This window comes from Geodermatophilus sp. SYSU D00703 (genome assembly GCF_054050155.1).
In genome coordinates, this window is record NZ_JBJGYU010000004.1 from 123,291 (window position 1) to 147,788 (window position 24,498).

A 24,498-nucleotide genomic window follows, 5' to 3' on the forward strand; every position below is an offset into this window, starting at 1 on the left:
AGGCCTCCCATCGACGACGACGACACCATCAGGTTCCGGCCGGCGCACCGTGCACCCTCGCTCCCGTCCCCGTCCCGGCGTCGGTGGGCCGTCGTGGCGGTGGCCCTCGTGGCGATCGGCCTCACCGCGGTCGCCGGCCTGGTCGTGGGCAGGTCGGGCCCCGGTCCGGCGCAGGAGGCGACCGCGGCGCCGCCGTCCATCGCGCGCCTGGACACCGAGCCGGTCGCCCGTGGGGGGCTGCTCGCGGGGGACGACGACGCGACGCCGTCCGCGTCGGCGCCCGCGGAGACCGAGCCGCCCGCGCAGGAGGTCGCGGCGGACGCGGACGAGGCCGACCCCACGCGCCCGGCCACCGCCTCCACCACCGCAGTGCCCGCGGAGCCCACGAGCGAGCCCTCAGCGGCCGGGGACGGCAAGCCGGACCGGTGCACCGAGGGACGCGGCTCGGCCAAGGGCAACGAGGCGGCCGGCTCCCGGCGTGGTGGCGGTGCCTGCCGCTGACCCCCGCGCCCGCTGCCGGCTCGTGAGAGGTTGGCCGGCATGAGCGCACCGCAGCGGCGGAAGTCGGGTCTGCTGGTCGAGGACCGCGGGCACGTGCGCCTGCTGACCCTGGACCGGCCCGAGCGCCGCAACGCGCTGTCCACCGCGCTGCAGGCCGACCTCGTCGAGCAGTTGCTGCGCTGCGGCGAGGACGGCGACGTCCGGGCGATCGTGCTCACCGGCAACGGCCCGGCCTTCTGCGCCGGCTTCGACCTCAAGGAGATCCGCGAGGGCGACCGGCGCGGGGAGCGCTTCCGGCCGCCGATGAACCGGCCGACACGGTCGCTGTTCGAGGTGGTCACCGAGACGTCGGTGCCGATCGTCGCGGCGATCACCGGCCCCGCGGTCGCGGGCGGTTTCGAGCTCGCCCTGGCCTGCGACCTGCGGGTGGCGGCGCCCGGCGTCCCGATGGGCCTGCCCGAGGCGAGGATCGGGATGGGCGCCAACTTCGGCTCGGTCGTCCTGCCCAAGCGGATCCCGATGGGGATCGCGCTGGAGATGCTCTACACCGGCGAGTACGTGACCAGCGAGGTCGCCGAGCGCTGGGGCCTGGTCAACCGGCTCGTGCCGGTGGACGACGTCCTGCCGACGGCGCTGCGGCTCGCGGAGGCGATCGCGGCCAACGCGCCGATCTCGATCCGCCGGATGAAGGAGACCGCGGTCAAGGGCCTGGAGCTGCCGCTGTGGCAGGCGCTGCGGTTGGACGTCGGCCCCAACCCGTACCTGTCCGAGGACCGCGCGGAGGGGATCGCCGCCCACCTCGAGAAGCGCCCGCCGAGGTGGACCGGGCGATAGCCCCCGGCGTCGGCCGACCTGTTCCCCGGGGCGCCAGCGGGGGAGGGTGGTCCGCGGGAGCTCGTGCTCTGCCCACGGTGGTGGGCAGAGCACGAGCACGCGGGGAGCGAGGTGCCGCGGCGGGCAGCGGGGCGGATCGGCCCCGCGCTCAGGCGAAGCGCTGCTCCAGCTGCTGCACCTCGGGCAGGCCGATCAGGTCGGTGAACTCCCCGAACGCCGGCAGGCCGTCGAGCGAGGGGACGCCGTCCCGGCGGAGCGACTCCAGCAGCGTGCGGATCCCCGCCGTCGCCGCCAGCAGCGTGCCGATCGGGTAGATGACCAGGGAGAAGCCGAGCTCGGTCATCCGCGCCAGCGACAGCGGGGGAGTGCGGCCGCCCTCGGCCCAGTTGAACACCAGCGGCGCGACGTCCCGCAGCTCGGCCGCCACCCGCCCGATGTCGGCCTCGGACGTCGGCGCCTCGACGAACAGCAGGTCCGCGCCGGCCTCGGCGTAGGCCCGGGCGCGGGCGAGGGCGTCGTCCACCCCGGTGACGGCCACCGCGTCGGTGCGGGCGATGACCACCAGGTCCGGGTCCTGCCGCGCGGCCACGGCGGCCCGGACCTTGCCGGCCATCTCGTCGGTGCCGATCAGCGCCTTGCCGCTCATGTGCCCGCACTTCTTGGGCATCACCTGGTCCTCGAGCTGGATCCCGGCCACGCCGGCCTGCTCGTAGAGCTGCACCGTGCGGACGACGTTGAGCGCGTTGCCGTAGCCGGTGTCGGCGTCGGCGATCACCGGCACCTCGACGGCGGCGGCGATGCGGCGGGCGTTGTCGGCCATCTCCGCGCCGGTCAACAGCCCCACGTCGGGGCGGCCGATGAGCGAGGCCGTCGTCCCGAAGCCGGTCATGTAGACCGCGTCGAACCCCGCCTGCTCCACCAGCCGCGCCGAGAGCGCGTCGTAGGCGCCCGGCGCGACCAGCGGCTCCGGTGCCGCGAGCAGCTCGCGCAGCCGGGACCGGGGTGCCCGGCCGTTCCCCAACAGGTCCGCCACGGCGGCCTCCTCCGATACGGAACGCGACCAGTTGTATGCACGTCCACGAACGTCCCGGCCCGGCATTGCCCCCTGCCCGGAACCCCCTCTAGGTTTGCACACAATCTCCGAGGAGGTGTGACGGCTGACACGTTCCCTGACCTCGGCCGAACGGGCGCTGAGCTCCCTGCGCGACATGATCATGGGCGGTGTCCTGCGCCCCGGCGCGCGCCTGGGCGAGGTGGAGCTCGCCGACCGCCTGGGCGTGAGCCGCACCCCGGTGCGCGAGGCGCTCTCCCGGCTGGCCGCCGAGGGCCTGGTCGAGCTGGTCCCCAACCGCGGCGCCCGGGTGGCCACCTGGACCGTCGACGAGCTCGAGGGCGTGTTCGACCTCCGCTCGACCCTCGAGCCGCAGCTGACCGCCTACGCCGTCCCCCACGCCACGCCCGCCGACGTCGACGAGCTCGACGCGCTGGCCACCCGCATGCACGAGGTCGGCAGCCCCGGGCCGTCCCAGGACCTCGACGCGCTCGTCCCGCTCAACCGCGCCTTCCACGACCGGCTGGTCGCGCTCGCCGGGCACCCCACGCTGGCTGCCGCCCTCGCCGCGGCGATCCACCCGCCGATCGTGCGGCGCAACTTCCTCACCTACGACGAGGCGTCGCTGCGCCGCAGCCTGGCCCACCACAGCGAGATCGTCGCCGCCCTCCGCGCGGGCGACCCGGAGTGGGCCCGCGCCGTCATGACCTCGCACATCGCCAACGCCCGGGCGGTCATGGTCCGGGCGGCCCGACTGCAGGCGACCCGAACAGAGGAGACCGCATGAGCTACCGGCTCGGAGTGGACGTCGGCGGCACGTTCACCGACGTCCTGCTCGTCGACGAGGACAGCGGCGCGACCTGGCGGGCCAAGACCGCCTCGACCCCGGCCGACCAGGCCGTGGGGGTGCTGCACGGCATCGAGAAGGTGTGCGCCGACGCCGGCATCGCGATGAGCGAGGTCGCGCAGGTGCTGCACGGCACCACGGTGGCGACCAACGCCATCCTCGAGGGCAAGGGCGCCACCGTCGGGCTGGTCACGACGAAGGGCTTCCGGCAGGTGCTGCAGATCGCCCGTTCCTTCGTCCCCGGCGGCCTGGCCGGCTGGATCATCTGGCCCAAGCCCGAGCCGCTGGCCGACCTGGAGAACACCGTCGAGGTCGACGAGCGGATCGCCAGCGACGGGTCGGTGGTCCGGCCGCTGGACGAGGACGACGTCCGCGCGCGGCTCGGCGCGCTCGCCGGGCAGGGGATCCAGGCGCTCGCGGTCAGCCTGGTCAACTCCTTCGCCGACCCGTCGCACGAGCGGCGGATCGCCGAGCTCGCCGCGGAGGTGCTGCCCGGCGTCCCGGTGTCGCTGTCCTCCGACGTCCTCCCCGAGCTGCGCGAGTACGAGCGGACGCTGACCACCGTCGCGAACGGCTACGTCCAGCCGCAGGTCGCCCGGTACGTGCAGCACCTGTCCGAGGGACTGGCCTCGGGCGGGGTGGCCGGCGAGCTGTCCATCCTGCGCAGCGACGGCGGGCTGCAGTCGGCGCGGGCCGCGGTCGAGGCGCCGGTGACCATGCTGCTGTCCGGGCCGGCCGGCGGCGTCACCGGCGCGGTCTTCGTGGCCGAGCAGTGCGGCTTCCGCGACCTGATCACCTTCGACATGGGCGGCACCTCCACCGACGTCGCCCTGGTCCGCGACCTCACCCCGATGATCGGCCGGGAGACCAAGGTCGGCGACCTGTCGGTGCGGGCGTCCAGCGTCGACGTCCGGACCGTCGGGGCGGGCGGCGGCTCGATCGCGCACGTCCCGGAGCTGACCCGGGCGCTGCGGGTCGGCCCGCAGTCGGCCGGCGCGGACCCCGGCCCGGCCGCGTACGGCAAGGGCGGGGTCGAGCCGACGGTCACCGACGCGAACGTCGTCCTCGGCTACCTGCCCTCGTCCCTGGCCGGCGGGGAGATCACCCTGGACGCCGAGGCCTCGCGGGCCGCGGTGAGCAAGGTGGCCGAGGCGATCGGGCTGGACTCCCCGGAGGCCGCGGCCGCCGGGATCATCGACATCGTCAACGAGAACATGCTCGGCGGCCTGCGGCTGGTCTCGGTGCAGCAGGGCTTCGACCCCCGCGACTTCGCCCTCGTCGCCTTCGGCGGGGCCGGCCCGCTGCACGCCAACGCCCTCGGGAAGCTGACCGGCGCGTGGCCGGTGATCATCCCGCCGGGGCCCGGCCTGCTCTGCGCCCTCGGCGACGCGACCACCAGCCGGCGCGACGAGTCGGCGCGCACCGTGCTGCGCCGCTTCGGCCAGCTGACCGGCGCCGAGCTGGTCGGGATCCTGCGCGAGCTCGCCGACGAGGCCGGGGAGCGGCTGGCCGCCCAGGGCCTGCCCCGCGCCGACCAGACGGTGGGCTTCCAGGTCGACGTCCGCTACCACGGCCAGGGGTTCGAGATCCCGGTGGAGGTCGACCCCGCATGGCTCGACGGTGGCCAGGCCCTGGTCGAGCTCGGCCGGGCCTTCGACGCCGAGCACGACCGGCTGTTCTCCTTCCTGCTCTCCGTCGACCACGAGCTGGTCAACGCCCGCGCCACCGTCACCGGCCCGCGGCCCGACGTCGCCCCGGTGCACCTCGAGCAGGGGGACGGCGACCCGTCCGCGGCGCGCGTCGACGAGCACCCCGTGCACGTCGGGGGCGAGCGGGTGACCGCCGGCGTCTACGACCGCGAGCGGCTGCGGGCCGGTGACGTCGTCCCCGGCCCGGCGATCGTCACCGAGATGGACTCCACCACCCTCGTCCTGCCCGGGCACGCGGCCACCGTGCACCCCTCGGGCTCGCTGCTCATCAACCCCGTGCAGGAGGGCTGAGCGCCATGGCACGCATCGTCGAGACCGCGACCGGGACGCCTCGGCCGGTGGACGTCGACCCGGTGACCCTCGACCTGATCGAGAACGGGCTGCGCAACGCCCGCTACGAGATGGACGAGGTGCTGTTCCGCACCGCGCTGTCGCCGGGCATCCGCGAGCAGCACGACGAGTTCCCGCTCATCGGCGACCCCAGCGGGAAGATGGTCGTCGGCCAGTTCGGCCTGTCCATCCCCGACTTCCTCGAGGGCTTCGACGACACCGTCGAGGAGGGCGACGTCCTGCTGACCAGCGACCCGTACGCCTGCGGGGCGGCGATCAGCCACGCCAACGACTGGCTGCTGGTCATGCCGGTGTTCCACGAGGGCCGGGTCGTGGGCTGGGCGTCGATGTTCGGGCACATGTCCGACGTGGGCGGCAAGACGCCGTCGTCCATGCCCACCGACGCGCGCACGATCTACGAGGAGGGCGTGGTCATCCCGCCGTTCAAGCTGTACCGGAGGGGGCAGCTGAACGAGGACGCGCTACGGATCATCCTCAACCAGGTCCGCATGCCCGACTGGAACCGGGCCGACCTCAACGGCCTGGTCGCCGCCTGCCGCACCGCCGCCCGGCGGGTGGTGGAGATGTGCGAGCGGTTCGGGACGGCGACCTACCTCTCGGCGCTCGACGCGCTGCTGCAGCGCAACTACGACGCGATGAAGGTGCTGCTGCAGACGGTGTTCGAGGAGGGGCGGACGCTCTCCTTCACCGACTACATCTGCGACGACGGCGTCGGCAACGGCCCCTACGAGCTCAAGCTGTCGCTGACCCGCACCGGCGAGAAGGTGCACCTGGACTTCACCGGGTCCTCGCCGCAGGCGGCCGGCCCGATCAACTACTACATCAACGAGAACCTGACCCGGATGTTCTTCGGGATCTACATGATCACCGTGGCCGACCCGCAGATCCTCTGGAACGACGGCTTCTACCCGCTGGTCGACGTCACGATCCCGGACGGCTCCTACTGGAAGCCCAAGCACCCGGCCGCGCTCAACGGCCGCAACCACGGCATCGGGCGGGTGTTCGACCTGTTCGGCGGGCTGCTCGGGCAGACCAACCCGGCGCTGCTCAACGCCGCCGGCTTCTCCTCCTCGCCGCACTTCATGTACTCCGGGCACTACTCCGGCGGGGAGCGGAAGGGCGAGTGGTTCCAGCTGTACTCGATCGGCTTCGGCGGCATCCCCGGCCGCCCGCTCGGGGACGGCCCCGACGGGCACTCGCTGTGGCCGAGCTTCGTGAACATCCCCTGCGAGTACCTCGAGTCCTACTACCCGCTGCGCATCGAGAAGTGGGAGACCGTCGCCGACACCGGCGGCCCCGGCCTGCACCGCGGGGGCAACGGGGTCGACGTCGCCTACGTCTTCGAGGAGCCGGGCGAGATCGCCATCCACGACGACCGCTGGCTGACCTACCCGTGGGGTGTGAACGGCGGCTCCCCCGGCGCCCGCGGCCGCAAGTGGATCGACCGCGCCGACGGCACCCGGGAGATGCTGCCGAGCAAGTGCCACGGGGTGCCGGTGTCGCCGGGCGACGTCCTGCACTTCGTCACCTGGGGCGGGGGCGGCTGGGGCGACCCGCTGGAGCGGGACCCGGAGCTGGTGGCCACGGAGGTCCGCCGCGGGCTGGTGACCCAGGCCGGCGCCCGGCGCTACGGGGTGGTGGTCTGCGACGGCGGCGAGGTGGACGCCGAGGCGACCGAGACGCTGCGCGACCAGGTGCGCGCCGACCGCCCGGCCGACCTGCCGGTCTTCGACATGGGCCCGCCGGTCGAGGAGCTGCTCGCCCGGTGCGAGGAGGAGACCGGGCTGCCCGTGCCGAGGCGTCCGGTGTGGGCCGCGGGATGAGTGTCCCCGAGCCGGCGCCGGGGCCGCACGGGTCGGCGTTCTCCGGCCGCGTCGGATGGGGCAGCGCGCCCGCGGTCGTGGTCGTCGACCTGGTGCGCGCCTACACCGACCGGGACGGGCCGTTCGGGCTGCCCGAGCCCGAGCCCGCGGTGGCGGCCACGCAGCAACTGGTGGACGCCGCCCGGGCGCACGGGCACCCGGTCGTGTGGACCGTCGTCCGCTACGCCCCGGGCCTGGGCGACGCCGGGTGGTTCGTGCACAAGGTGCCGGCGCTGGCCTGCTTCGCCGAGGGCGCCCCGGGCGGCTGGGGCGACCTCGCGATCGAGCCCGGGGCGGGGGAGCCGGTCGTGGTCAAGCAGTACGCGTCGGCGTTCTCCGGCACCACGCTGGCGGCGACGCTGCGCACCGCGGGGGTGGACACGGTGGTGGTCGCCGGCGTCTCGACGTCGGGCTGCGTGCGGGCCACGGCCATGGACGCGCTCAACAGCGGCTTCCGCCCCCAGGTGGTGCGCCAGGCCTGCGCCGACCGGACACCGGCACTGCACGACAACAACCTCGCCGACCTCGACGCGAAGTACGCCGACGTGGTCGACCTGCCCGAGGCCCTCGCCCACCTCTGAGCGGGTGCCGCCGCCTCCTCCGGCCTTTGTGGCCACAATGGCCGCTCGGGAGGTGGCGGTGGCGAGGACCAGCGCGGGCGTGCTGCTCTACCGGCGGGGAGCGGACGGCGCCGTCGAGGTGCTGATCGGGCACATGGGCGGCCCGTTCTGGGCCCGGAAGGACGACGGCGCCTGGTCGATCCCCAAGGGCGAGTACGGCGACGGCGAGGACCCGTTCGCCGTGGCCCGCCGCGAGTTCGAGGAGGAGCTCGGCTCGCCGGTGCCCGCCGAGGACTTCCTGCCGCTCGGGGAGCTGCGCGCCGGCGGCAAGGTGCTCACCGTCTGGGCCGCCGAGGGCGACCTGGACGCCGCCACCTGCCGCAGCAACACCTTCCCGCTGGAGTGGCCGCCGCGGTCGGGGCGGGTGCAGGAGTTCCCCGAGGTCGACCGCGCCGCGTGGTTCGCCCTCGACGCCGCGCGCGCCAAGCTGGTGAAGGGTCAGGTGCCCTTCCTCGACCGGCTGACCGAGCGCCTCGGCTAGGTCGCGATCGGCGGCAGGTGCAGGTCGACGCCGAGCAGGACCAGCGGCCACAGCACGACCGCCACCACCAGCGACAGGATCTCCGAGATCCCGGCGACGCTGTTGTAGCCCTGGGTGAGGGCCACGACGAGGCCGATCGCCAGGTAGACGAGGCTGAACAGGGAGATGCGCACGGTCTCCACCTCCGGGTCGGGGGAGGGGAGTCTTCCCCGCGCGGCTGTGTCCCGGCTGTGGACCGGCTGGGAGTCCTCAGGCGCCGACCAGCGAGCGCCACCCGCGGGCGGCGAACCGGCCGGTGCCCGCGCGCGCGGCCAGCGCGGTGGCCGCCGCCGCCGACCGGGCCCGCACGGCCGCCTCGTCCACCGTCGTGAGCGCCCCGCCGGACACCACCAGCCGGCCGTCGACGTAGACCCGCTCGACCTCGTCGCCCCGCTGGCTGTAGACCAGCGCGGAGACCGCCGCGTGCACCGGCGAGGCGCAGAGGTTGGTCAGGTCCAGGACGACGGCGTCGGCCCGCTTGCCGACCTCCAGGGAGCCGATGGTGTCGGCCATCCCCAGGGCACGGGCGCCGTCGATGGTGACCATCTCCAGCGCCTTCTCGGCGGTCATGACCTCCGGGTTGCGGTGCACCCCCTTGTGCAGCAGCGCGGCGAACTTCATCGCCTGCAGCATCGAGTGGTTCGACGACGAGGCCGGGCCGTCCGACGCCAGGCCGACGGTGATGCCGCGCCGGTGCATCGCCGGCACCGGGGCGAACCCCGAGCCCAGGTAGAGGTTCGAGCACGGGTTGTGCGACACCTTCGTGTCGGTCCCCCGGAGCAGGTCGAGGTCGGCACCGTCGACCTGCACGCAGTGCGCCGCCAGCAGGTCCGGTCCGAGCAGCCCGGTGTGCGCGGCGAACGGCACGTCGCGCAGGCCGAACCGGCGGACGGACTCCTCGACGTCGAACGGCGACTCGGCCAGGTGCATGGTGACCAGCGCCCCCGTGGCGTCGGCCAGCGCGCGGGTCTCCCGCAGCGTCGGCTCGTCCACCGTCCAGCTCATGCACGGGGCCAGCCCGACGGTCACCCGGGACCCGGGCCGGTTGCGGGCGCCGATCAGCCGCTCGGCGTCGGCCAGCGCGGCGTCCAGCGGCTGCACGAGCTGCGGCGGCGCGCCGACGTCGGTCCCGGCGGTCATGTACCCGCGGGCCATCACGCCGCGGATGCCGACGTCGTCCATCGCCGAGGCGACCGCGTCCCCGAGCCCGGGGAGCGGGTGCACGTACATGAAGTCGAGCAGGGTGGTCGTGCCGGTGGTCAGCGCCTCCGCGCAGCCGTGCAGCGCCGCCGCGTAGCAGTCCTCCGGGGTCAGCTCGACGGCCGAGGGGCCGGTCATCGTCAGGAACCAGTCGGAGAGCACGCGGTCGTCGCCCAGCCCCTTGAGCAGGGTCTGGAACAGGTGGGTGTGGGTGTTGACGAAGCCGGGCAGCACCACCCGCCCCGCGCAGTCGACCACCTCCGCGCCGGGGGAGGCCGCGAGCACCTCGGACGACGGGCCGACGGCGCGGATCCGGCCGTCGGCGAAGGCGACCGCGCCGTCGGGGAGGACCCGGCGCTCGGCGTCCATCGTCACGACCGTCGCCCCCGCGAGGACGGTTCCCGGCGTCACGCCTGCTCTCCCGCCGACCGCAGCAGCTCCCAGACCGCGGCCGGCTTGAGCGGGGTGCGGGTGACCCGGACGCCGAGGTGCTCGATGGCGTCGGCCACGGCGTTGGCCACCGCGGAGTGCCCGCCGATCGCGCCGCCCTCGCCCATGCCCTTGACGCCCAGCGGGTTGAGCGGGGACGGCGACTCCAGGTGGCCGATCTCGACGTCGGGCACGTCCAGCGACCCGGGCAGCAGGTAGTCCATGAACGACGTCGACTGCGGCTGACCGTCGGGGCCGTAGACCAGCTCCTCCATCAACGCCCCGCCCAGGCCCTGGGCCACCCCGCCGACGATCTGGCCCTCGGCGTTGCACGGGTTGACGATCCGGCCGGCGTCGTTGACCACCACGTAGCGGTCGACGGTGGTGTAGCCGGTGGCGGGGTCGACCTCCACCTCGGCGACGTGGATGCCGTACGAGTAGGGCGCGGCCATGTTCTCGAAGTACTGGACCGCCTCCAGGTCCGGCTCCATGCCCGCCGGCCGGCTGCCCCCGGGGCTCGCCGCGGCCGCGACCTGCGCCCAGGACACCGACGCGGTCGGCACGCCGCGGACGGCGAACGCGCCGTCCTCCAGCACCAGGTCGGCCGGGTCGGCCTCGAGCAGGTGCGCGGCGAGCTCCTCGGCCTTCTCCCGGACCTTGCGCGCGGCCAGCACCACGGACGTGCCGGCCATGACCGCGTTGCGGCTGGCGTAGGAACCCATGCCGAAGGGCAGCCGGCCGGTGTCGCCGAACACGCCCTTGATCGAGTCGTGCCGCACCTGCAGCTCCTCGGCGGCGATCTGGGCCAGCATCGTGGCGGTGCCCTGACCCATCGGCGCGGCGCCGGAGACGATCGTGACCTCGCCGGTGGGGTCGACCCGCACGCTGCCGCCCTCGAACGGGCCGGTCCCGGTGACCTGGTGGTAGACGCAGATGCCCAGCCCGATGAGCCGCCCCTGCGCGCGCGCCGCGTGCTGGCGGGCCGCGAACCCGGCGTAGTCGACCATCTCCAGGGCCTGCTCCAGCCCGGCCGGGAAGTCCCCGCTGTCCAGGACGACCGCCGCCTCCAGGGAGACCAGCCCGCTGTCGTACGGCAGTTCCTCGGGGGTGAGCAGGTTCTTGCGCCGGAGCTCGGCGCGGTCGATGCGCAGCTCGCGGGCGACGATGTCCAGCAGCCGCTCCCGCGCGAACGTCGACTCGGGCGCGCCGGCCCCGCGGTACGGGGAGGCCGGGGCCTTGTTCGTGGAGGCGCACACCGCCTCCACCCGGTAGGCGGGCACCCGGTAGACCCCGCCCAGGCTGGTCGCGGCCAGCGAGGCGTTGATGACGCCGAGCGGTCGCTGGTAGGCGCCGCAGTCGGTGATGTGCCGCGCGCGCAGCCCGAGGATCGTGCCGTCGGAGCGCAGCGCCATCTCCACCTCGTGCACCTGCTCGCGGGAGTGCGCGATGGACAGGAAGTGCTCGTTGCGGTCCTCGATCCACTTGACCGGCCGGCCGGTGCGGACGGCGGCGAAGGGCACGAGGAAGTCCTCGGCGTTGAAGTCGGCCTTGACGCCGAAACCCCCGCCGATGTCGGGGACGGCGACCCGGACGGTGCGCGCCGGCACGCCGAGCATCCCGGCGAGGATGGTGCGCACCGTGTGCGGCCACTGGGTTGAGTCCCAGACGGTGAGCTCACCGGTGACGGCGTCCCGCGAGGCGACGACGCCGCGGGTCTCCAGCGGGACGCCGGTGTAGCGCTGCACGTCCAGCCGCTCGCTGACCACCCGGTCGGCGGCGGCGAAGGCGGCCTCGACGTCGCCGTACTCGTAGACCGAGCGGGCGGCCACGTTGTCCGGCGCGTTGGCGTGCAGCACCGGCGCCCCCGGCGAGATGGCCGCCACGGCGTCGACGACCGCCTCCAGCGGCTCGTACTCGACCTCGATGAGCTCCAGCGCGTCCTCGGCGACGTGCCGGTCCTCGGCGACCACGACCGCGACCGGCTCGCCGACGAAGCGGACGGTGTCGGTGGCGAGCGGGTGCTGCGGCGCCGGGTGGAAGGTCTCCAGCGCGAACAGCGCCGGGATGGCCGGGGGCTCGGCGCCCAGGTCGGCGGCGGAGAAGGCGTCCACGACCCCGGCCAGCCGGCGCGCGGCGCTCACGTCCACCGACAGCAACCGGGCGTGGGCGTGCGGGCTGCGCAGGACCGCCATGTGCTGCACGCCCGGCACCCGGAGGTCGTCGACGAAGGCCGCCTCCCCGCGCAGCAGCCGGGGGTCCTCGAGGCGCTTGACGTTCGCGCCGATCGTCTGCACGCCCACGTCATCGCTCCCAGGTCTCGTCGGCGGCGCGGACCGAGCGGACGATCCCCTGGTAGCCGGTGCACCGGCAGAGGTTGCCCGACAGCGCCTCGCGGATCGCGGCCTCGTCGACCCCGCGGGCCTCCCGCAGGAGGTCGTAGGTGGTCAGCAGGATGCCGGGGGTGCAGAAGCCGCACTGCAGGCCGTGGTGGTCCCAGAACGCCTGCTGGATCGGGTGCAGCTCGTCGCCCTCGGCCAGGCCCTCGACGGTGGTGACCGCCGCGCCGTCGGCCTGGACGGCGAACACCAGGCAGGCGCGGATCGGTTCGCCGTCCATCAGGACGGTGCAGGCGCCGCAGACGCCGTGCTCGCACCCGACGTGAGTGCCGGTCAGGCCGAGGTCCTCCCGGAGGAAGTCGGCCAGCGAGCGCCGCACCGGCACGGTCCGCTCGTGGAGGGTCCCGTTCACCGTGACCCGGATCGACCCCTCCGTGACGGGCGTGCCGGTGCCCGCTGTCGCGCGGTCCTCGACCTGCATCGTCTGCTCTCCTCCTCGGTCGGTCGGTGCCGGGGCGCCGGTCGGGTCGGCTGCTGCGGTGGCCGGCACGGTCACGCCGCCGCGGCGGTGGACGGGCCGGTCGCCTCGGCGAGGGCGCGCTCCAGCAGGTGGGCGGCCAGTGCCCGGCGGTACGCGGCCGGGCCGTGCACGTCCGGCGGCGGGTCGAGCGTGGCCGCGTAGTCGGCGGCCAGTGCGGCGAGCGTGTCCGGCGCCGGTTCCTGGCCGACCAGCGCCGCGACGAGCGGGTGCGCGTCCACCGTGCCCCCGGCCACGCCGGCGAGCGCCACCCCGGCCCGGCTGACCCGGCCGCCGTCCACGGTGACCACGGCGGCGACCGCGACCTGGGCGAAGTCGCCGCGACGCCGGCTGACCTCCAGGAAGGAGGTGCCCGTGCCGGCCGGCCAGGCGGGCACGCGGACCGCCACGAGCAGTTCCTCGGGCGTCAGGCAGGTGGTGAAGAAGCCCTCGAAGAACTCGTCCGGGCCGACCTCGCGGGTGCCCGCGGCGCTGCGCAGGCAGAGGGTGGCCCCCAGCGCGGTGACGGCAGCAGGGAGCTCCGCCGCGGGGTCGGCGTGCGCGAGGCTGCCGCCCAGCGTGCCCCGCGCCCGGATGGACTTGTGCCCGACGTGGGCCACCGCCCGGGGCAGCAGCGACCACGCCGACGACGGCGGCAGCCGGTCGGGCAGCCGGGTCTCGAGGGCGCGCTGCCGCACGGTGGCGCCGAGGGTGAGCGCGTCCTCGGCCACGGTCACCTCGTCGAGCCCGGCGACGGTGTTGACGTCGACGAGCACCGCCGGCCGGGCGAGCCGGAAGTTGAGCATCGGCACCAGGCTCTGGCCGCCGGCCAGGACCTTGGCGTCGTCGCCGTGCTCGCGCAGCGCGTCGAGGGTCTCCTCGATCGTGGTCGGGGCGAGGTAGGCGAACGGGGCGGGCTTCACGGATGTCTCCCTCCGGCGGCGCCGCGGGACGCCGCGCCGCGTGGACGATCGTGGCGGCACGGGACGGGCCGCTCCACGGACGTCGTGTTGCGACTTGTGCGCCCGGCACTGGACGTTCTGTCCGGTCGTTGGTGCACTGCTCGCGTGGCCACGACGCTCGGCGAGGTGCTCCGGCTCGACGCCGTGCAGCGGGCCGCGCCGGAGGTCGTCGTCGGCGCGGACCTGCTCGACCGGCCGGTGCGCTGGGTGCACACCAGCGAGCTGGCCGAGGCGGCCTACCTGCTCAAGGGCGGGGAGCTGCTGCTCACCACCGGCCTGGGCATCGGCGGCCGGGGTGCGGTGGGGGAGTCGGCGTACGTCGCCGCGCTGGCCGAGAGCGGCGCCGCCGCGCTGGCCCTCGAGCTGGGCTGGACGTACCCGGAGGCGCCGGCCGCGCTCGTGGCCGCGTGCCGGGAGCACGCGCTGCCGCTGGTGGTGCTGCGGGAGGTCGTCCCGTTCGTCGAGATGACCGAGCAGATCCTGACGATGCTGCTGGAGCGGGCCGCGGCGGGTTCCCGCCGGGAGCGCGACGTCCGCCAGGTGCTCACCGACGCCCTGCTCGGCGGGGCCGGCCCGCAGGAGCTGGCGGCGGTCATGGCCGAGCAGGCGCACGCTCCCGTCGTGGTCACGACCGCCGACGGGTCGCTGGTCGCGTGCGCGGGCCTGCCGCCCGCCACCCGCCGCCGCGGCCGCCCGGTCGCCCGCCGGGACGTCGTCCTGCTGGACCGGCACTGGGGGCAGGTCGCCGTCCTGCCACCGGGGCGGGCCGAGGACCCGGCCGTGTCCGCGGTGGTGTCCTACGGGGCGGAGGCGCTCGGGCTGGCGCTGCTGCGGTCGGCGGCCGGCGGCGACCTGGCCGACCGGCGCCGCCAGCTGCTGACCGACCTGGCCGAGCGCCGTTGGCGGACGCCGGGCGAGCTGGTCACCCGGGCGCGGGTGCTCGGGCTGCCGTTCACCGCCGACGGCCGGTACACCGCCCTGCTGGTGACCGACCTCGGCCGGGCCGACCTCGACGCGGTCCTGCGGGCGTGCGCGGGCGCGCTCGCGCCGGGGGCCGCCCTGGTCGCTGACCTCGGGGAGGACGTCGTCGCCGTCGTCCGCACGTCGGCGGCGCTGACCGCGGCGCGGAGCGTGCTCGCCGCGGTCGACGGGCTCGGCGTGACCGGGGCGCGGGTGGTCGCCGGCACGGTCGTCGAGCGGCTGGAGGACGTCGACCGCTCGCTGACCCGGGCGCGCAGCGCGCTGCGGCTGGCCGGCGCCGGGGAGCGGGTGCTGGCGGCCGGCCAGATGACCACGCCGCTGCTGCTCGACGGGGTCCGCCGCGACCCGCTGGCCGAGCAGCTCGTCGCCGAGGAGATCGGCCGGCTGGTCGCCCACGACGCCGCCCACGGCAGCGCGCTGGTGCACACGCTGCGGACCTACCTGGCGCACTGCTCGTCGAAGGTGCGGACGGCCGAGGCCCTGCGGCTGCGCCGGCAGACGCTCTACCTGCGGCTGCAGCGGATCGAGGAGCTCATCGGGGACGTCCACGCGCCGCAGCGGCACGCGGCGCTGGTGCTGGCACTGGCGCTGACCGACCTGCCGGACGCGGGTGCGCGCCGCGGCCGCGGCGGAGCGTGACCTGCCCTCCTGCATGACGGTCCGGTGACGTGTCGTCACACCGCTCCCGCGCGGGGGTGCCGCGGCCGCCCGGCCTGGCAGGGTCCTCGTCCGGCGGCGTTCCCCCGACCGTCGCCCGGACCCCCGAGACCGAGGAGGACCCCATGACCTGTGCTTCCTGTGGGGCTGTCGACCAGCGCGGCCGGTTCTGCGTCGGCTGCGGCACGGCCGTGCCGCCGTCCCCCCGCCCGGCGCCCCGCCCGCGCTCGCCGCTGGCCGACGCGCTGACCCAGCCGGTGCTGCGCCTCGAGCGCCCCTCCAAGCCCGCCGTCCCGGCCCGGTGACGCACTCCTCGGGGGCGGCTGCCGCCGTCCCCGAGGAACGTGACGGGGCTCACAGCAAGCGATCCGCTTGCAGGAGTTGGCGGGCGGAGAGGACGGGGCACCCCCTCCGACGTCAGGTCATCCCCGATGTCTGGAGACCCCGCCATGACCGACACCCGACTCCCGGCCGACACCCGACTTCCAGCCGACACGGTTCGGATCATCAACCAGCTCCGCGCCCTCGTGCTGCTGACCCGGACCGAGGAGCAGGTCGCGCGCACCCGTGTGACCCAGGCCCGCACGGACGCCGTCCGTCGGGAGCTCGAGCAGAACGCCGACCACGCCGCCGAGCGGACGCAGGCCATCACCGAGCAGCTGCGCGCCCTCGGTGGCGTCCCCGACGTCGTCACCCCCGCCGTCGGTCGCCTCGGTGCCCTCGTCAAGGCCGCCCTCGAGCAGGGCGAGCCGATCGAGGAGGCACTGCTGCAGGACCTCCAGCTCGAGCACCAGCTGCTCGACCGCGCCACCTACCTCAAGGTGCTGGCCGAGAAGGCGCAGCTGACGGAGGTGCAGCAGCTGGCCGAGCGGCTGGTCACCGCGCACGAGGCCACCGTCGAGTGGCTGACCGTCGTGCTCGCCGAGGAGGCCATGGGCGGCCCGGCCGCGCTGCAGCCGACCCCGTTCCAGCGCGTCGCCGGCGGCGCGGTCCGCGTGGCCAACGCCCCGGTCCGCTTCGTCGCCAACCGGGTGAACGAGACCGTCGACACCGCGCGCCAGCGCCGCAACGACGCCGGCGAGAAGTTCGGCCAGGTCGCCGGCAAGGCCAGCTCCCTCACCGACGCCGTCCGCGAGACCCTCACCGTCGGCCGCAGCGCCGCGCTGCGCCGGGCGGAGCGGGTCGCCCGCCGGGAGGGGGACACCGAGATCGCGGACGCCGCCAAGGCCGCCCGGGAGGAGCTCGGCGACGTCTCGGCCGGCGAGCTGCCGATCGAGGGCTACGACTCGCTGTCCCCCGAGGAGGCGATCGAGGCCGTCGAGGAGCTGACGACGGCGCACGACGTGAACGTGGTGATCCGCTACGAGGAGACCCACCAGAAGCGGACCAGCGTCATCAACGCGACGCAGACCCGGCTGGCCGCCCTGGCCAAGGAGGCCGTGGGCGTCGACAGCGAGAGCTGAGCGACCCGAGCCGAGGGCCCGCACCCCACCCGGGGTGCGGGCCCTCGCGCCGTTCACGGGGTCGAGATCTGCGCGACACCGGGTTTGACCCGGAAGCCGCCCCGGGGATGGGATCCCTCATGCGCATCACACCGGGTGACCTCGAGCAGGAGTTCTCCCTCACCACAGCGGTGACCCGCCTGGACTTCCTGAGCCGGCGGGACAGCGGGGAGACCACGCTCAACACCGCCGCCGAGGTCGACACCCACGACTGGAGCACGTTCAAGGACACCACCACCACGCTGGACGTGCCCGAGTCCCTGGAGCTGCTGGCTCTCGGCGAGGTCGTCGCGCGCAAGGCGCACGACAGCCAGCTGATCGGCTTCCGGGCCGCCCTGCGCGGCGGCGCGACGTGGGAGCAGGTCGCCGCCGCGCTCGACGTGACCCCCGCCGAGGCCTGGTCGCTCTTCCAGGAGCTCATCGAGCGGCAGGAGCGGACCCGGACCCTCGCCCCGGACGCCGCGGCGGCCGCCCGGCAGCTGGCCGGCACCCAACCGGGCTGAGGGCGGTCGGCGGCCCTGGTGCCCCGGCCGCCGATGCGGTGGACTGGGGACGTCGGGGCCGCGCGGGGGACCGACGGGGCTCCGGCGTGCAGGGACGTCGCACCAACGCCGAGGAGGAGCGTCATGACCAGCACCCAGGAGACCGGGGGCACCACCGGCACCAAGGACAAGGACTACGACCTCGTCTGGTTCACCGAGCAGTGCCTGAGCAACGCCCTCCGCCTGGAGACCTACATCCAGGACGCCGAGCGGGACGGCGACCAGGAGGTCGCCGAGCTGTTCCGCAAGGCACAGGCCGACAGCCGCAAGGGCGCCGAGCAGGGCAAGGCGCTGCTCAAGCAGCGGTTGGGCAGCTGAGCCGCCGAGGGGCCGCTGACCCGCCGGTCAGCGGCCCCTCTCGCCCCGGGAGCTCGGGGCCGGTCAGGCCACCTCGACGCCGCGCCAGAACGCCACCCGCCCGGTGATCTCCCGCGCCGCGTCCTTCGGCTCGGCGTAGAACCAGACCGCGTCGCGGTTGGTCTGCCCGTCCACGTGCAGCGAGTAGTACGACGCCGTCCCCTTCCACGGGCAGAACGTCGTGGTCTCGCTGACCCGCAGGACGTCGTCCCGGACGGCGTCCCGGGGGAAGTACGCGTTGCCCTCCACGGTGACGATGTCGTCGGACTCGGCGATGACGGTCCCGTTCCAGCGTGCGGTGGCCATGGACCCGGCAACAGCGGGGCGCCGGAAGCGCATTCCCCGTGGTCGCGGGGTCGGGGCGGACGGCGGACCCGTCGTCCACCCCGGCCCCCGGGCGGCCTGGGCTCAGCCGCCCTGGGGGTGCTAAGGCCGGATGTTCTGGTTGAGGGCGAACAGGTTGCCGGGGTCGTAGCGCCGCTTGACCTCGCGCAGCCGCTCGTAGTTGGCCCCGTAGTTGTCCGCCACCTTCGACTGGTCGTCGGCGGAGGCGAAGTTCGTGTAGCCCCCGGCCTCGGAGAACGGCGCGATCGCCGAGTAGTAGTCGCGGACCCAGCGGGTGTTCGCCTCGTTGTCGGCCGGGTCGGGCCACGCGCCCACGATCACCGCCGCGAAGGTCGCGTCCCGGTGCCCGAAGGCGGTCGCGTCAGGGCCGACGTCGTGGACGGCGCCGTCGATCGGGTACAGGTGCATGGTCGAGTGCACCGTCGGGGCCTGGGCGCCGTGCTCCACGTGCGCGGCGATCGCCTCGTCGGTGAGCTCCTTGACGTAGGCCGCCTTCCAGTAGTGCTGCAGGCCCGGGGGCTCCAGCGCGTCGAAGGCGCTGTTGAGCGCGGGGTAGGGCATAGGGCCGACGTGCTCGGCGACCGGCCGGGCGACCTGCCGGAACCGGTCGACCACGCGCTCGCCCTCGGCCTGCGAGCCGGACCAGCAGGACACCACCGCGAGGAACGTGTCGCCGACCCGGTCCTCCGGCACGAACGGCAGCGGCGGGGCGATCTGGAACGCCGGGAAGCCGCCGTACTCGCGGGGGGCGTCCTGGACGAACTCGCGGAAGAACGCGAACAGCGCCGGAGCGTCGGCGAGCTCGAAGAACATCGGCCCGCCGTAGATCGTCTCCACCGGGTGCAGCCGGTAGGTGAACCGGGTGACGGCGCCGAAGTTGCCCCCGCCGCCGCGCAGCGCCCAGAACAGGTCGGCGTTCTCGTCCCCGTCCGCGGTGAGCACCGTGCCGTCGGCCGTGACCACCTCGGCGGAGAGCAGGTTGTCGCAGGAGAGGCCGTAGCCGCGACACAGGTAGCCGATCCCGCCGCCGAGGGTCAGCCCGCCGATCCCGGTGGTGGAGATGATGCCGCCGGTGGTGGCCAGCCCGGAGGCGGCGGTCGCGTCGTTGAACCGGCCCCACGTGGTGCCGCCGCCGGCCGTCGCCGTCCGCGCCTCGGGGTCGACGTCGACCGCCTGCATCAGCGACAGGTCGGCCACCACGGCGCCGTCGGCGGTGCCGAACCCCGGCACGCTGTGCCCGCCACCCCGGACGGCGAGCGGCCGGCCGCTCTCTGCCGCGTACCGCACCGTCGCGGCGACGTCGTCGGTGCCCGTGCAGCGCACGACCAGGTCCGGGCGGGCGTCGATCATGGCGTTGTAGACGTGCCGCGCCTCCTCGTAGTCGGCGTCCCCCGGCCGGATGACCTGGCCTCGCACGCGGTCGGCCAGCGTCCCGGGTACCTGCGTCGTCATGGCCCCTCCTCGGTGCCGCGCTTCGGATGGCCCTCGACGCTAGGGAGCGGACCGGGGTCGGCACATGACCAGAAGTGCGCGAATCGGCGCCGGGGCGGGCATGGCCACTTCTGGCCATCGACAGCCCCGGAGGGGGCGGCTAGCGTCCGGGAGCGTGTCCGGGTGGACGCCGCCACCCCTGCCGGCGCGCTGGACGAGGGCCGCGCGCCCGCTGTTCGTCGGCCGACGCGGCGAGCTGTCCTGCCTCGAGGAGCTCTGGACGGCGGTGCTCGGCGGCGCCCGTCAGGTGGCCTTCCTCGGCGGTGAGCCCGGCGCCGGCAAGTCGCGGTTGCTCGCCGAGTTCTGCACGCTGCTGCACGACCGGGGCGCCACGGTGCTGCTCGGCACCTGCGCCGCCGAGCTGGGGCCGCCCTACCAGCCGTTCGTCGAGCCGCTGGACGCGCTGCTCGCCGCGACCGGACCGGGCGGGCCGCGCGACGCGCTGGCCCGGCTCGTGGGGCGGGCCGACGACAGCGCCGAGCCGGACACCCGCCGCGAGCTGTACGACGCCGCCGTCGGCGCGGTCGGGGCGCTGACCCGCACCGGGCCGGTCGTCCTGGCGCTGGAGGACCTCCACTGGAGCGGTGCGGCCGGCCTGCAGCTGCTCGGCCACCTCGTCGAGCGCACGGCGGAGTCGCCGCTGCTGGTCCTCGCCACGCACCGGACGACGGCGCCGGAGCGGTCGGCCGCGCTCACCGCCGCCATCGCCGGCCTGTACCGGCTGGACGGCGTCCGGCGGCTGGACCTGGCCGGGCTGTCCACCGAGGACATCGCCGAGTACCTGGCGCACGAGGCGCGGGTGCCCGAGCACCGGGCCCGGGTCGCCGCGGCGCTCCTGCGCGACCGCACCGGCGGCAACCCGTTCCTGCTCCGGGAGCTGCTGCGGGAGGCGGCCGGGACGGTGCCGGGCCCGGGCGCGGCGGCGCCGCTGTCGGTGCAGGACATGCTGTCCGGCCGGCTGGAGCGGCTCAGCGCGCCCGAGCGGCAGACCCTCGAACTGGCCGCGGTGATGGGGGAGGAGTGCGACCTCGCCACGCTGCTGGCCGTCACCGCGTGGGGAGAGGACACCACGCTCGCGGCGCTGGACACCGCCGTCGCCTACGGCCTGCTCGAGCCGGCCGGCCCGGCATTCCGGTTCCCGCACAGCCTGGCCCGGCAGGCCGTTCTCGACCTCATGCCGGCCACCCGCCGCGCCCGCGAGCACCTGCGCGTCGCCGCCGCGCTGGAGGCCACGGGTGCCGTCTCCGACCGGCGCACCCAGCGGCTGGCCCACCACTACGCCCAGGGGGCGGCGCTCGGTGCCGCCGACCGGGCGGTCCACTACCTGACCGAGGCCGCGCAGGCGGCCTCCCGCAGCCTGGCCCACGAGGACGCCGCGCGGTGGTACGAGCAGGCCGCGGCGCTGGCCGAGGACCCGGCGCAGCGGTACCGGCTGCTCCTGTCGGCGGCCGGCGCGCACCTGCTCGGCGGCGACTTCGCCCGGGCCCGGGGGCTCTTCGAGCAGGTCGCGGGCGCGGCGGGTCCGCGCGAGCGGCTGGAGGCGGCGATCGGCTTCGAGGGGGCGTCGTGGCGGCCCGGGCTGCTCGGTCACCGGGCGGTGGAGCTGCTCACCGAGGCGCTGCGCGGCGTGGTGCACGACGCCACCGACCCCCTGTACGTGCGCGGGCTGGCCCGCCTGGGGCGGGCGCTGGCCTTCACCGGGGCCGACGCGCAGTCCGGCGAGCTGGGCCGGCGCGCGCTGGAGCTCGCCCGCGCCCTGGGGGACGACGCCCTGCTCGCCGACGCGCTGGAGGCCAGCCTCTGGAACGGGCTGCGTCCCTCCGACGTCCCCGGCAAGCTCGCCCGGGCCACCGAGCTCACCCGCCTCGCCGCCCGCACCGGGGACCCCGCCCCGCTGGGGCCGGCGGGCTACTGGCGGGCCGCGCTCGCCTACCAGCAGGGCGACCCCGAGGCCCTCGCCTCGGCGTACTGGGACGTGTCCCGCATGGCGCGGGCCATGGGGGAGCCGTACTACGAGTACATCGCCGGCTGCATCCGCTACGGCCGCCAGTTCTGCGCCGGGGACTTCGCCGGCGCGGACCGCACGTGCACGGAGCTGCTGGAGCGGGGCGCGTCCTTCGGCACCGACGACACCGAGGGCTCCTCGGCCGTGCAGACCTTCATGGTCCGGCGGGAGACCGGGGCGCTGGAGGCGGTCCGCGCGCTGGTCACCGGGGAGGAGCCGCCGGACGGGCACTGGGCGCCGGGGCTGCTGGCCCTCTACACCGAGCTGGGCCTGGACCGGGCCGCGCACCGGGTGCTGCACTGGCTGCTCGACGGCGGGCTGGAGCGGTACGAGGACGCCCAGTGGCCCTGCGTCCTGGCCTTCACCGTCGAGGCGGCGCTGCACCTCGGCGAGACCGACGTCCTGCGGGAGCTGCGGCCGCGGGTGGCCGAGTACGCCGGGACCAACCTGCGGGCCGGCCAGTTCGTCGCCGTGTTCGGCAGCGCCGACCGCTACCTCGGGGCGGTCGACTCGGCACTGGGGCGCGACTCGGCCGTGCCGCTGCTCGAGGCGGCCCTGGACATGGACACCCGGATGGGTGCCACGGTGCACCGGGCGCAGAGCCTCGCGGCCCTCGCCGACCACCTCCGGCGGACCGGCGGCTCCGCACGGCGGGCCACCGCGCTGGCCGACGAGGCGGGGCAGCTGGCCCGCGACCTGGGCCTGCGGCGGGTGCTGCGGGCGCTGCGCCCGACCGCCGTGCCGTCCCCCGCGGCGAAGCCGTCCCGCCCGGCGGGGCTGACCGCGCGGGAGGCCGAGGTGCTGCGCCTGCTGGGGGAGGGGCTGCTCAACCGGGAGATCTCCGAGCGGCTGGTGATCAGCGAGAACACCGTCGCCAACCACGTGCGCAGCATCCTGGCCAAGACCGGCGCCGGGAACCGCACGCAGGCGGCGATGTACGCCGCCGCGCACGGCCTGCTGGACGGGTCAGACCGGCAGCAGCGACCCGTCGGGCTGCACGGTCGCCGAGACCTCGACGACCACGTCGGCCGGTAGCCCGGCGCGCACCGCGGCCCGGCGGATCGCGTCGGCCGAGGGCGCCTCGTACAGGCAGTAGGTCTTGCGCTTGTCGACCGAGAGGAAGGAGTACAGCCAGCGCACCCCCTCGTCGTCGTTGATCTTGTTGACACCCTCGGCGATGTCAGGGGTCACCTCGAGCACGTCGGAGTAGCGGCGCTCGATCATGAAGACGGGCATCGCGGGTCCTCCCCGGAGGGGTCGGTCGGCAGGGTGACCGTACCGCCGGTGGTCGCCGGCCTGACAGGTCCGAGGTCACTGGACGGGCTGCCACTCCGCCTGCTCGCGCAGCGGCGGCTTGAGCACCTTGCCGCCCGGGTTGCGGGGCAGCGGGTCGGCGCGCAGCACCAGGTACTGGGGCACCTTGAAGTCGGCCAGCCGCTCGCCGGCGAAGGACAGCAGGTCGGCGACGGCGACCTCCCGGCCCGGCCGGGGGACGACGACCGCACCGACCTTCTCGCCCATCATCGGGTCCGGCACACCGAGCACGGCGACCTCGCCGACGTCGGGGTGCGCGGCCAGGGCGTTCTCCACCTCCACGCAGTACACGTTCTCGCCGCCGCGGTTGATCACGTCCTTCTTCCGGTCGACGACGTAGGTCAGGCCGCGCTCGTCGATGCGGGCGAGGTCGCCGGTGCGCAGCCAGCCGTCCCGGAACGTCTCGGCGGTCTGCTCGGGCTTGCGCCAGTAGCCGGCGACGACGTTGGGGCCGCGGACGAGCAGCTCGCCGACGCCGGTCCGCGGGTCGACGTCGGCCAGGTCGAGCTCCACGACCGGCGCCGGGAACCCGACCGAGTCGGCGTGCTCGGCGGCGTACTCGTGCGGGAGGAACGTCGCCACCGACGACGTCTCGGTCAGCCCGAAGCCGTTGCCGACCCGCGCGGTGGGGAAGGCCCGTTGAAGGCGGTGCACCAGGTCGGGCGCGATCGGGGCCCCGCCGTAGGTCACCGCCCGCACCGCGGAGGTGTCGACGTCGGCGAAGGACGGCTGCTGCAGCGCAAGCCAGTAGATCGCCGGGACCGTGATCAGCAGCGTGATGCGCTCGTCCTCGATCGCCCGGAGGAAGGCGCCCACCTCGAACGCCGGCATCACCACCGTCGTCCCGGCGACGGCGGTGGCGGGCAGCAGCTGCGAGTTGCAGCCGGTGACGTGGAACAGCGGCACCGAGACCAGCGTCGTGAACGGCTCGGCCCGGTCCAGCGACATGACCCGCAGGCAGGTCTCGACGTTGGACAGGAAGTTCTCGTGGCTGGTCATCGCCCCCTTCGGGAAGCCGGTGGTGCCGCTGGTGTAGAAGATCGCGGCCAGGTCCCCGTGCCCCGGCTCCGGCACCTCCGGCGGGTCCCCGTCGGGCAGCGCGGACCCGGGCTCGACGACGACCGTGGCACCGGAGTCCTCGACGACGTAGCGGACCTCCGGCTCGGCGAAGCGGGTGTTCACCGGGACGGTGACCGCGCCGGCCAGCAGCGTCCCCCAGAAGAGCAGCACCCAGTCGACGCCGTTGGGCAGCCGGTTGGCCACCCGGTCGCCGGGCCGCACGCCGGCCGCCCGCAGCCCGCCGGCGACCCGCAGCGCCCGCTCCTCCAGCTGCCGGTAGGTCAGCCGCGGCCCGCCGAGCTCGGCGACCGCGACGCCGTCCGGCCGCCGGTCGACCGCGGCGCGCAACAGGGCAGGCAGGGAGGGGAGCAGGCCGGTGTAGTGGCGGACCCCGTCGGGCCCGGTCTCGATCTCGCCGGTGTCGAAGGGCTGGGTCACCGCGGCCTCCGCTGACGACGGTCGTCCGAAGGGCGGCAGTGTCCCGGTCAGGGAGGGGTGGTGTCCAT

Annotated in this window: 23 protein-coding genes; 13 read left to right on the forward strand and 10 right to left on the reverse strand. The window is 75.1% G+C overall.

Features of this window, described 5'->3' with window-relative positions; all coding sequences use genetic code 11:
* Positions 1 to 93: 93 nt before the first annotated feature.
* Positions 94 to 501, forward strand: coding sequence for a hypothetical protein (locus tag ACI782_RS07190; protein WP_456907562.1), 408 nt, complete (start codon positions 94 to 96; stop codon positions 499 to 501).
* 39 nt (positions 502 to 540) lie between these two features.
* Positions 541 to 1,335, forward strand: a complete 795-nt coding sequence (locus tag ACI782_RS07195) for an enoyl-CoA hydratase/isomerase family protein (RefSeq protein WP_456907563.1) — start codon at positions 541 to 543, stop codon at positions 1,333 to 1,335.
* 148 nt (positions 1,336 to 1,483) lie between these two features.
* Here ACI782_RS07195 and ACI782_RS07200 read toward each other — a convergent pair whose 3' ends face one another.
* A complete protein-coding gene (locus tag ACI782_RS07200) occupies positions 1,484 to 2,368 on the reverse strand; it encodes an isocitrate lyase/PEP mutase family protein (protein WP_456907565.1) in 885 nt (294 codons plus the stop codon).
* Positions 2,369 to 2,525: 157 nt separating this feature from the next.
* Here ACI782_RS07200 and ACI782_RS07205 point away from each other — a divergent pair, with 157 nt between their 5' ends.
* Genes ACI782_RS07205 through ACI782_RS07225 form a run of 5 tightly spaced genes read left to right on the forward strand, consistent with a single transcriptional unit; the run spans position 2,526 to position 8,256 of the window.
* A complete protein-coding gene (locus tag ACI782_RS07205) occupies positions 2,526 to 3,173 on the forward strand; it encodes a GntR family transcriptional regulator (RefSeq protein ID WP_456907785.1) in 648 nt (215 codons plus the stop codon).
* Entirely contained in the window at positions 3,170 to 5,233 is a 2,064-nt protein-coding gene (locus ACI782_RS07210) for a hydantoinase/oxoprolinase family protein (RefSeq protein ID WP_456907567.1), read from the forward strand. The genes ACI782_RS07205 and ACI782_RS07210 overlap by 4 nt, the downstream gene beginning before the upstream one ends.
* A gap of 5 nt (positions 5,234 to 5,238) precedes the next feature.
* Positions 5,239 to 7,116, forward strand: a complete 1,878-nt coding sequence (locus ACI782_RS07215; RefSeq protein WP_456907569.1) for a hydantoinase B/oxoprolinase family protein — start codon at positions 5,239 to 5,241, stop codon at positions 7,114 to 7,116.
* Positions 7,113 to 7,736, forward strand: a complete 624-nt coding sequence (locus ACI782_RS07220; RefSeq protein WP_456907571.1) for an isochorismatase family protein — start codon at positions 7,113 to 7,115, stop codon at positions 7,734 to 7,736. The genes ACI782_RS07215 and ACI782_RS07220 overlap by 4 nt, the downstream gene beginning before the upstream one ends.
* 58 nt (positions 7,737 to 7,794) lie before the next feature.
* Complete coding sequence (locus ACI782_RS07225; RefSeq protein ID WP_456907573.1) at positions 7,795 to 8,256, forward strand: NUDIX domain-containing protein; 462 nt, start codon at positions 7,795 to 7,797, stop codon at positions 8,254 to 8,256.
* On the opposite strand, the gene ACI782_RS07230 is transcribed toward ACI782_RS07225, so the two are convergent.
* The 5 genes from ACI782_RS07230 to ACI782_RS07250 all read right to left on the reverse strand — a co-directional run bounded on the left by ACI782_RS07230 (position 8,253) and on the right by ACI782_RS07250 (position 13,700).
* Positions 8,253 to 8,429: a hypothetical protein gene (locus tag ACI782_RS07230; protein WP_456907575.1), complete on the reverse strand. Its 177-nt coding sequence runs from the start codon at positions 8,427 to 8,429 to the stop codon at positions 8,253 to 8,255. The two genes, ACI782_RS07225 and ACI782_RS07230, sit on opposite strands and share 4 nt — an antisense overlap.
* Positions 8,430 to 8,505: 76 nt before the next feature.
* Positions 8,506 to 9,906, reverse strand: coding sequence for an amidohydrolase family protein (locus tag ACI782_RS07235; protein WP_456907577.1), 1,401 nt, complete (start codon positions 9,904 to 9,906; stop codon positions 8,506 to 8,508).
* Positions 9,903 to 12,224, reverse strand: a complete 2,322-nt coding sequence (locus tag ACI782_RS07240; RefSeq protein WP_456907579.1) for a xanthine dehydrogenase family protein molybdopterin-binding subunit — start codon at positions 12,222 to 12,224, stop codon at positions 9,903 to 9,905. Before ACI782_RS07240 ends, ACI782_RS07235 begins: the two co-directional genes overlap by 4 nt.
* Before the next feature lies 1 nt (position 12,225).
* Positions 12,226 to 12,741 carry a (2Fe-2S)-binding protein gene (locus ACI782_RS07245; RefSeq protein ID WP_456907581.1) on the reverse strand — a complete coding sequence of 172 codons (516 nt, stop codon included), beginning with the start codon at positions 12,739 to 12,741 and terminating at the stop codon, positions 12,226 to 12,228.
* 71 nt (positions 12,742 to 12,812) lie between these two features.
* The gene (locus ACI782_RS07250; protein WP_456907583.1) at positions 12,813 to 13,700 is read right to left on the reverse strand and encodes an FAD binding domain-containing protein; all 888 of its coding nucleotides are present in this window, start codon (positions 13,698 to 13,700) and stop codon (positions 12,813 to 12,815) included.
* A gap of 144 nt (positions 13,701 to 13,844) precedes the next feature.
* Between ACI782_RS07250 and ACI782_RS07255 the strand changes: the two genes are divergently transcribed.
* The 5 genes from ACI782_RS07255 (at position 13,845) to ACI782_RS07275 (ending at position 17,739) form a co-directional block, all read left to right on the forward strand.
* Entirely contained in the window at positions 13,845 to 15,359 is a 1,515-nt protein-coding gene (locus ACI782_RS07255; protein WP_456907585.1) for a PucR family transcriptional regulator, read from the forward strand.
* Between the two features lie 143 nt (positions 15,360 to 15,502).
* Positions 15,503 to 15,682 (forward strand): hypothetical protein, encoded by a 180-nt coding sequence (locus ACI782_RS07260; protein WP_456907586.1) that lies wholly within the window; start codon positions 15,503 to 15,505, stop codon positions 15,680 to 15,682.
* Positions 15,683 to 15,826: 144 nt separating this feature from the next.
* On the forward strand, positions 15,827 to 16,840 hold the full coding sequence (locus ACI782_RS07265) for a ferritin-like domain-containing protein (protein WP_456907588.1): 1,014 nt from the start codon (positions 15,827 to 15,829) through the stop codon (positions 16,838 to 16,840).
* A 119-nt stretch (positions 16,841 to 16,959) separates the two neighbouring features.
* Positions 16,960 to 17,382: a hypothetical protein gene (locus tag ACI782_RS07270; RefSeq protein ID WP_456907590.1), complete on the forward strand. Its 423-nt coding sequence runs from the start codon at positions 16,960 to 16,962 to the stop codon at positions 17,380 to 17,382.
* Between the two features lie 123 nt (positions 17,383 to 17,505).
* Entirely contained in the window at positions 17,506 to 17,739 is a 234-nt protein-coding gene (locus tag ACI782_RS07275; protein ID WP_456907592.1) for a hypothetical protein, read from the forward strand.
* Positions 17,740 to 17,802: 63 nt separating this feature from the next.
* Here the strand turns inward: ACI782_RS07275 and ACI782_RS07280 are convergent, their stop codons facing one another.
* On the reverse strand, positions 17,803 to 18,084 hold the full coding sequence (locus ACI782_RS07280; RefSeq protein ID WP_456907594.1) for a DUF427 domain-containing protein: 282 nt from the start codon (positions 18,082 to 18,084) through the stop codon (positions 17,803 to 17,805).
* Between the two features lie 120 nt (positions 18,085 to 18,204).
* On the reverse strand, positions 18,205 to 19,575 hold the full coding sequence (locus ACI782_RS07285) for an FAD-binding oxidoreductase (RefSeq protein WP_456907596.1): 1,371 nt from the start codon (positions 19,573 to 19,575) through the stop codon (positions 18,205 to 18,207).
* Positions 19,576 to 19,729: 154 nt separating this feature from the next.
* Between ACI782_RS07285 and ACI782_RS07290 the strand changes: the two genes are divergently transcribed.
* Entirely contained in the window at positions 19,730 to 22,654 is a 2,925-nt protein-coding gene (locus ACI782_RS07290) for a helix-turn-helix transcriptional regulator (protein WP_456907598.1), read from the forward strand.
* Here ACI782_RS07290 and ACI782_RS07295 read toward each other — a convergent pair.
* The gene (locus ACI782_RS07295) at positions 22,586 to 22,855 is read right to left on the reverse strand and encodes a DUF4242 domain-containing protein (RefSeq protein ID WP_456907600.1); all 270 of its coding nucleotides are present in this window, start codon (positions 22,853 to 22,855) and stop codon (positions 22,586 to 22,588) included. The genes ACI782_RS07290 and ACI782_RS07295 overlap by 69 nt on opposite strands.
* 75 nt (positions 22,856 to 22,930) lie before the next feature.
* Positions 22,931 to 24,430 (reverse strand): class I adenylate-forming enzyme family protein, encoded by a 1,500-nt coding sequence (locus ACI782_RS07300; protein ID WP_456907602.1) that lies wholly within the window; start codon positions 24,428 to 24,430, stop codon positions 22,931 to 22,933.
* Positions 24,431 to 24,498 lie beyond the last annotated feature (68 nt).

What these genes read in the sequence shown, in the direction of transcription:
- ACI782_RS07260 (WP_456907586.1), top strand. Translation starts at nt 15,503, where the DNA reads ATGACCTGTGCTTCCTGTGGGGCTGTCGACCAGCGCGGCCGGTTCTGC.
- ACI782_RS07220 (WP_456907571.1), top strand. Translation starts at nt 7,113, where the DNA reads ATGAGTGTCCCCGAGCCGGCGCCGGGGCCGCACGGGTCGGCGTTCTCC.
- ACI782_RS07265 (WP_456907588.1), top strand. Translation starts at nt 15,827, where the DNA reads ATGACCGACACCCGACTCCCGGCCGACACCCGACTTCCAGCCGACACG.
- ACI782_RS07270 (WP_456907590.1), top strand. Translation starts at nt 16,960, where the DNA reads ATGCGCATCACACCGGGTGACCTCGAGCAGGAGTTCTCCCTCACCACA.
- ACI782_RS07215 (WP_456907569.1), top strand. Translation starts at nt 5,239, where the DNA reads ATGGCACGCATCGTCGAGACCGCGACCGGGACGCCTCGGCCGGTGGAC.
- ACI782_RS07195 (WP_456907563.1), top strand. Translation starts at nt 541, where the DNA reads ATGAGCGCACCGCAGCGGCGGAAGTCGGGTCTGCTGGTCGAGGACCGC.
- ACI782_RS07245 (WP_456907581.1), bottom strand. Translation starts at nt 12,741, where the DNA reads ATGCAGGTCGAGGACCGCGCGACAGCGGGCACCGGCACGCCCGTCACG.
- ACI782_RS07210 (WP_456907567.1), top strand. Translation starts at nt 3,170, where the DNA reads ATGAGCTACCGGCTCGGAGTGGACGTCGGCGGCACGTTCACCGACGTC.
- ACI782_RS07285 (WP_456907596.1), bottom strand. Translation starts at nt 19,575, where the DNA reads ATGACGACGCAGGTACCCGGGACGCTGGCCGACCGCGTGCGAGGCCAG.
- ACI782_RS07295 (WP_456907600.1), bottom strand. Translation starts at nt 22,855, where the DNA reads ATGCCCGTCTTCATGATCGAGCGCCGCTACTCCGACGTGCTCGAGGTG.
- ACI782_RS07275 (WP_456907592.1), top strand. Translation starts at nt 17,506, where the DNA reads ATGACCAGCACCCAGGAGACCGGGGGCACCACCGGCACCAAGGACAAG.
- ACI782_RS07280 (WP_456907594.1), bottom strand. Translation starts at nt 18,084, where the DNA reads ATGGCCACCGCACGCTGGAACGGGACCGTCATCGCCGAGTCCGACGAC.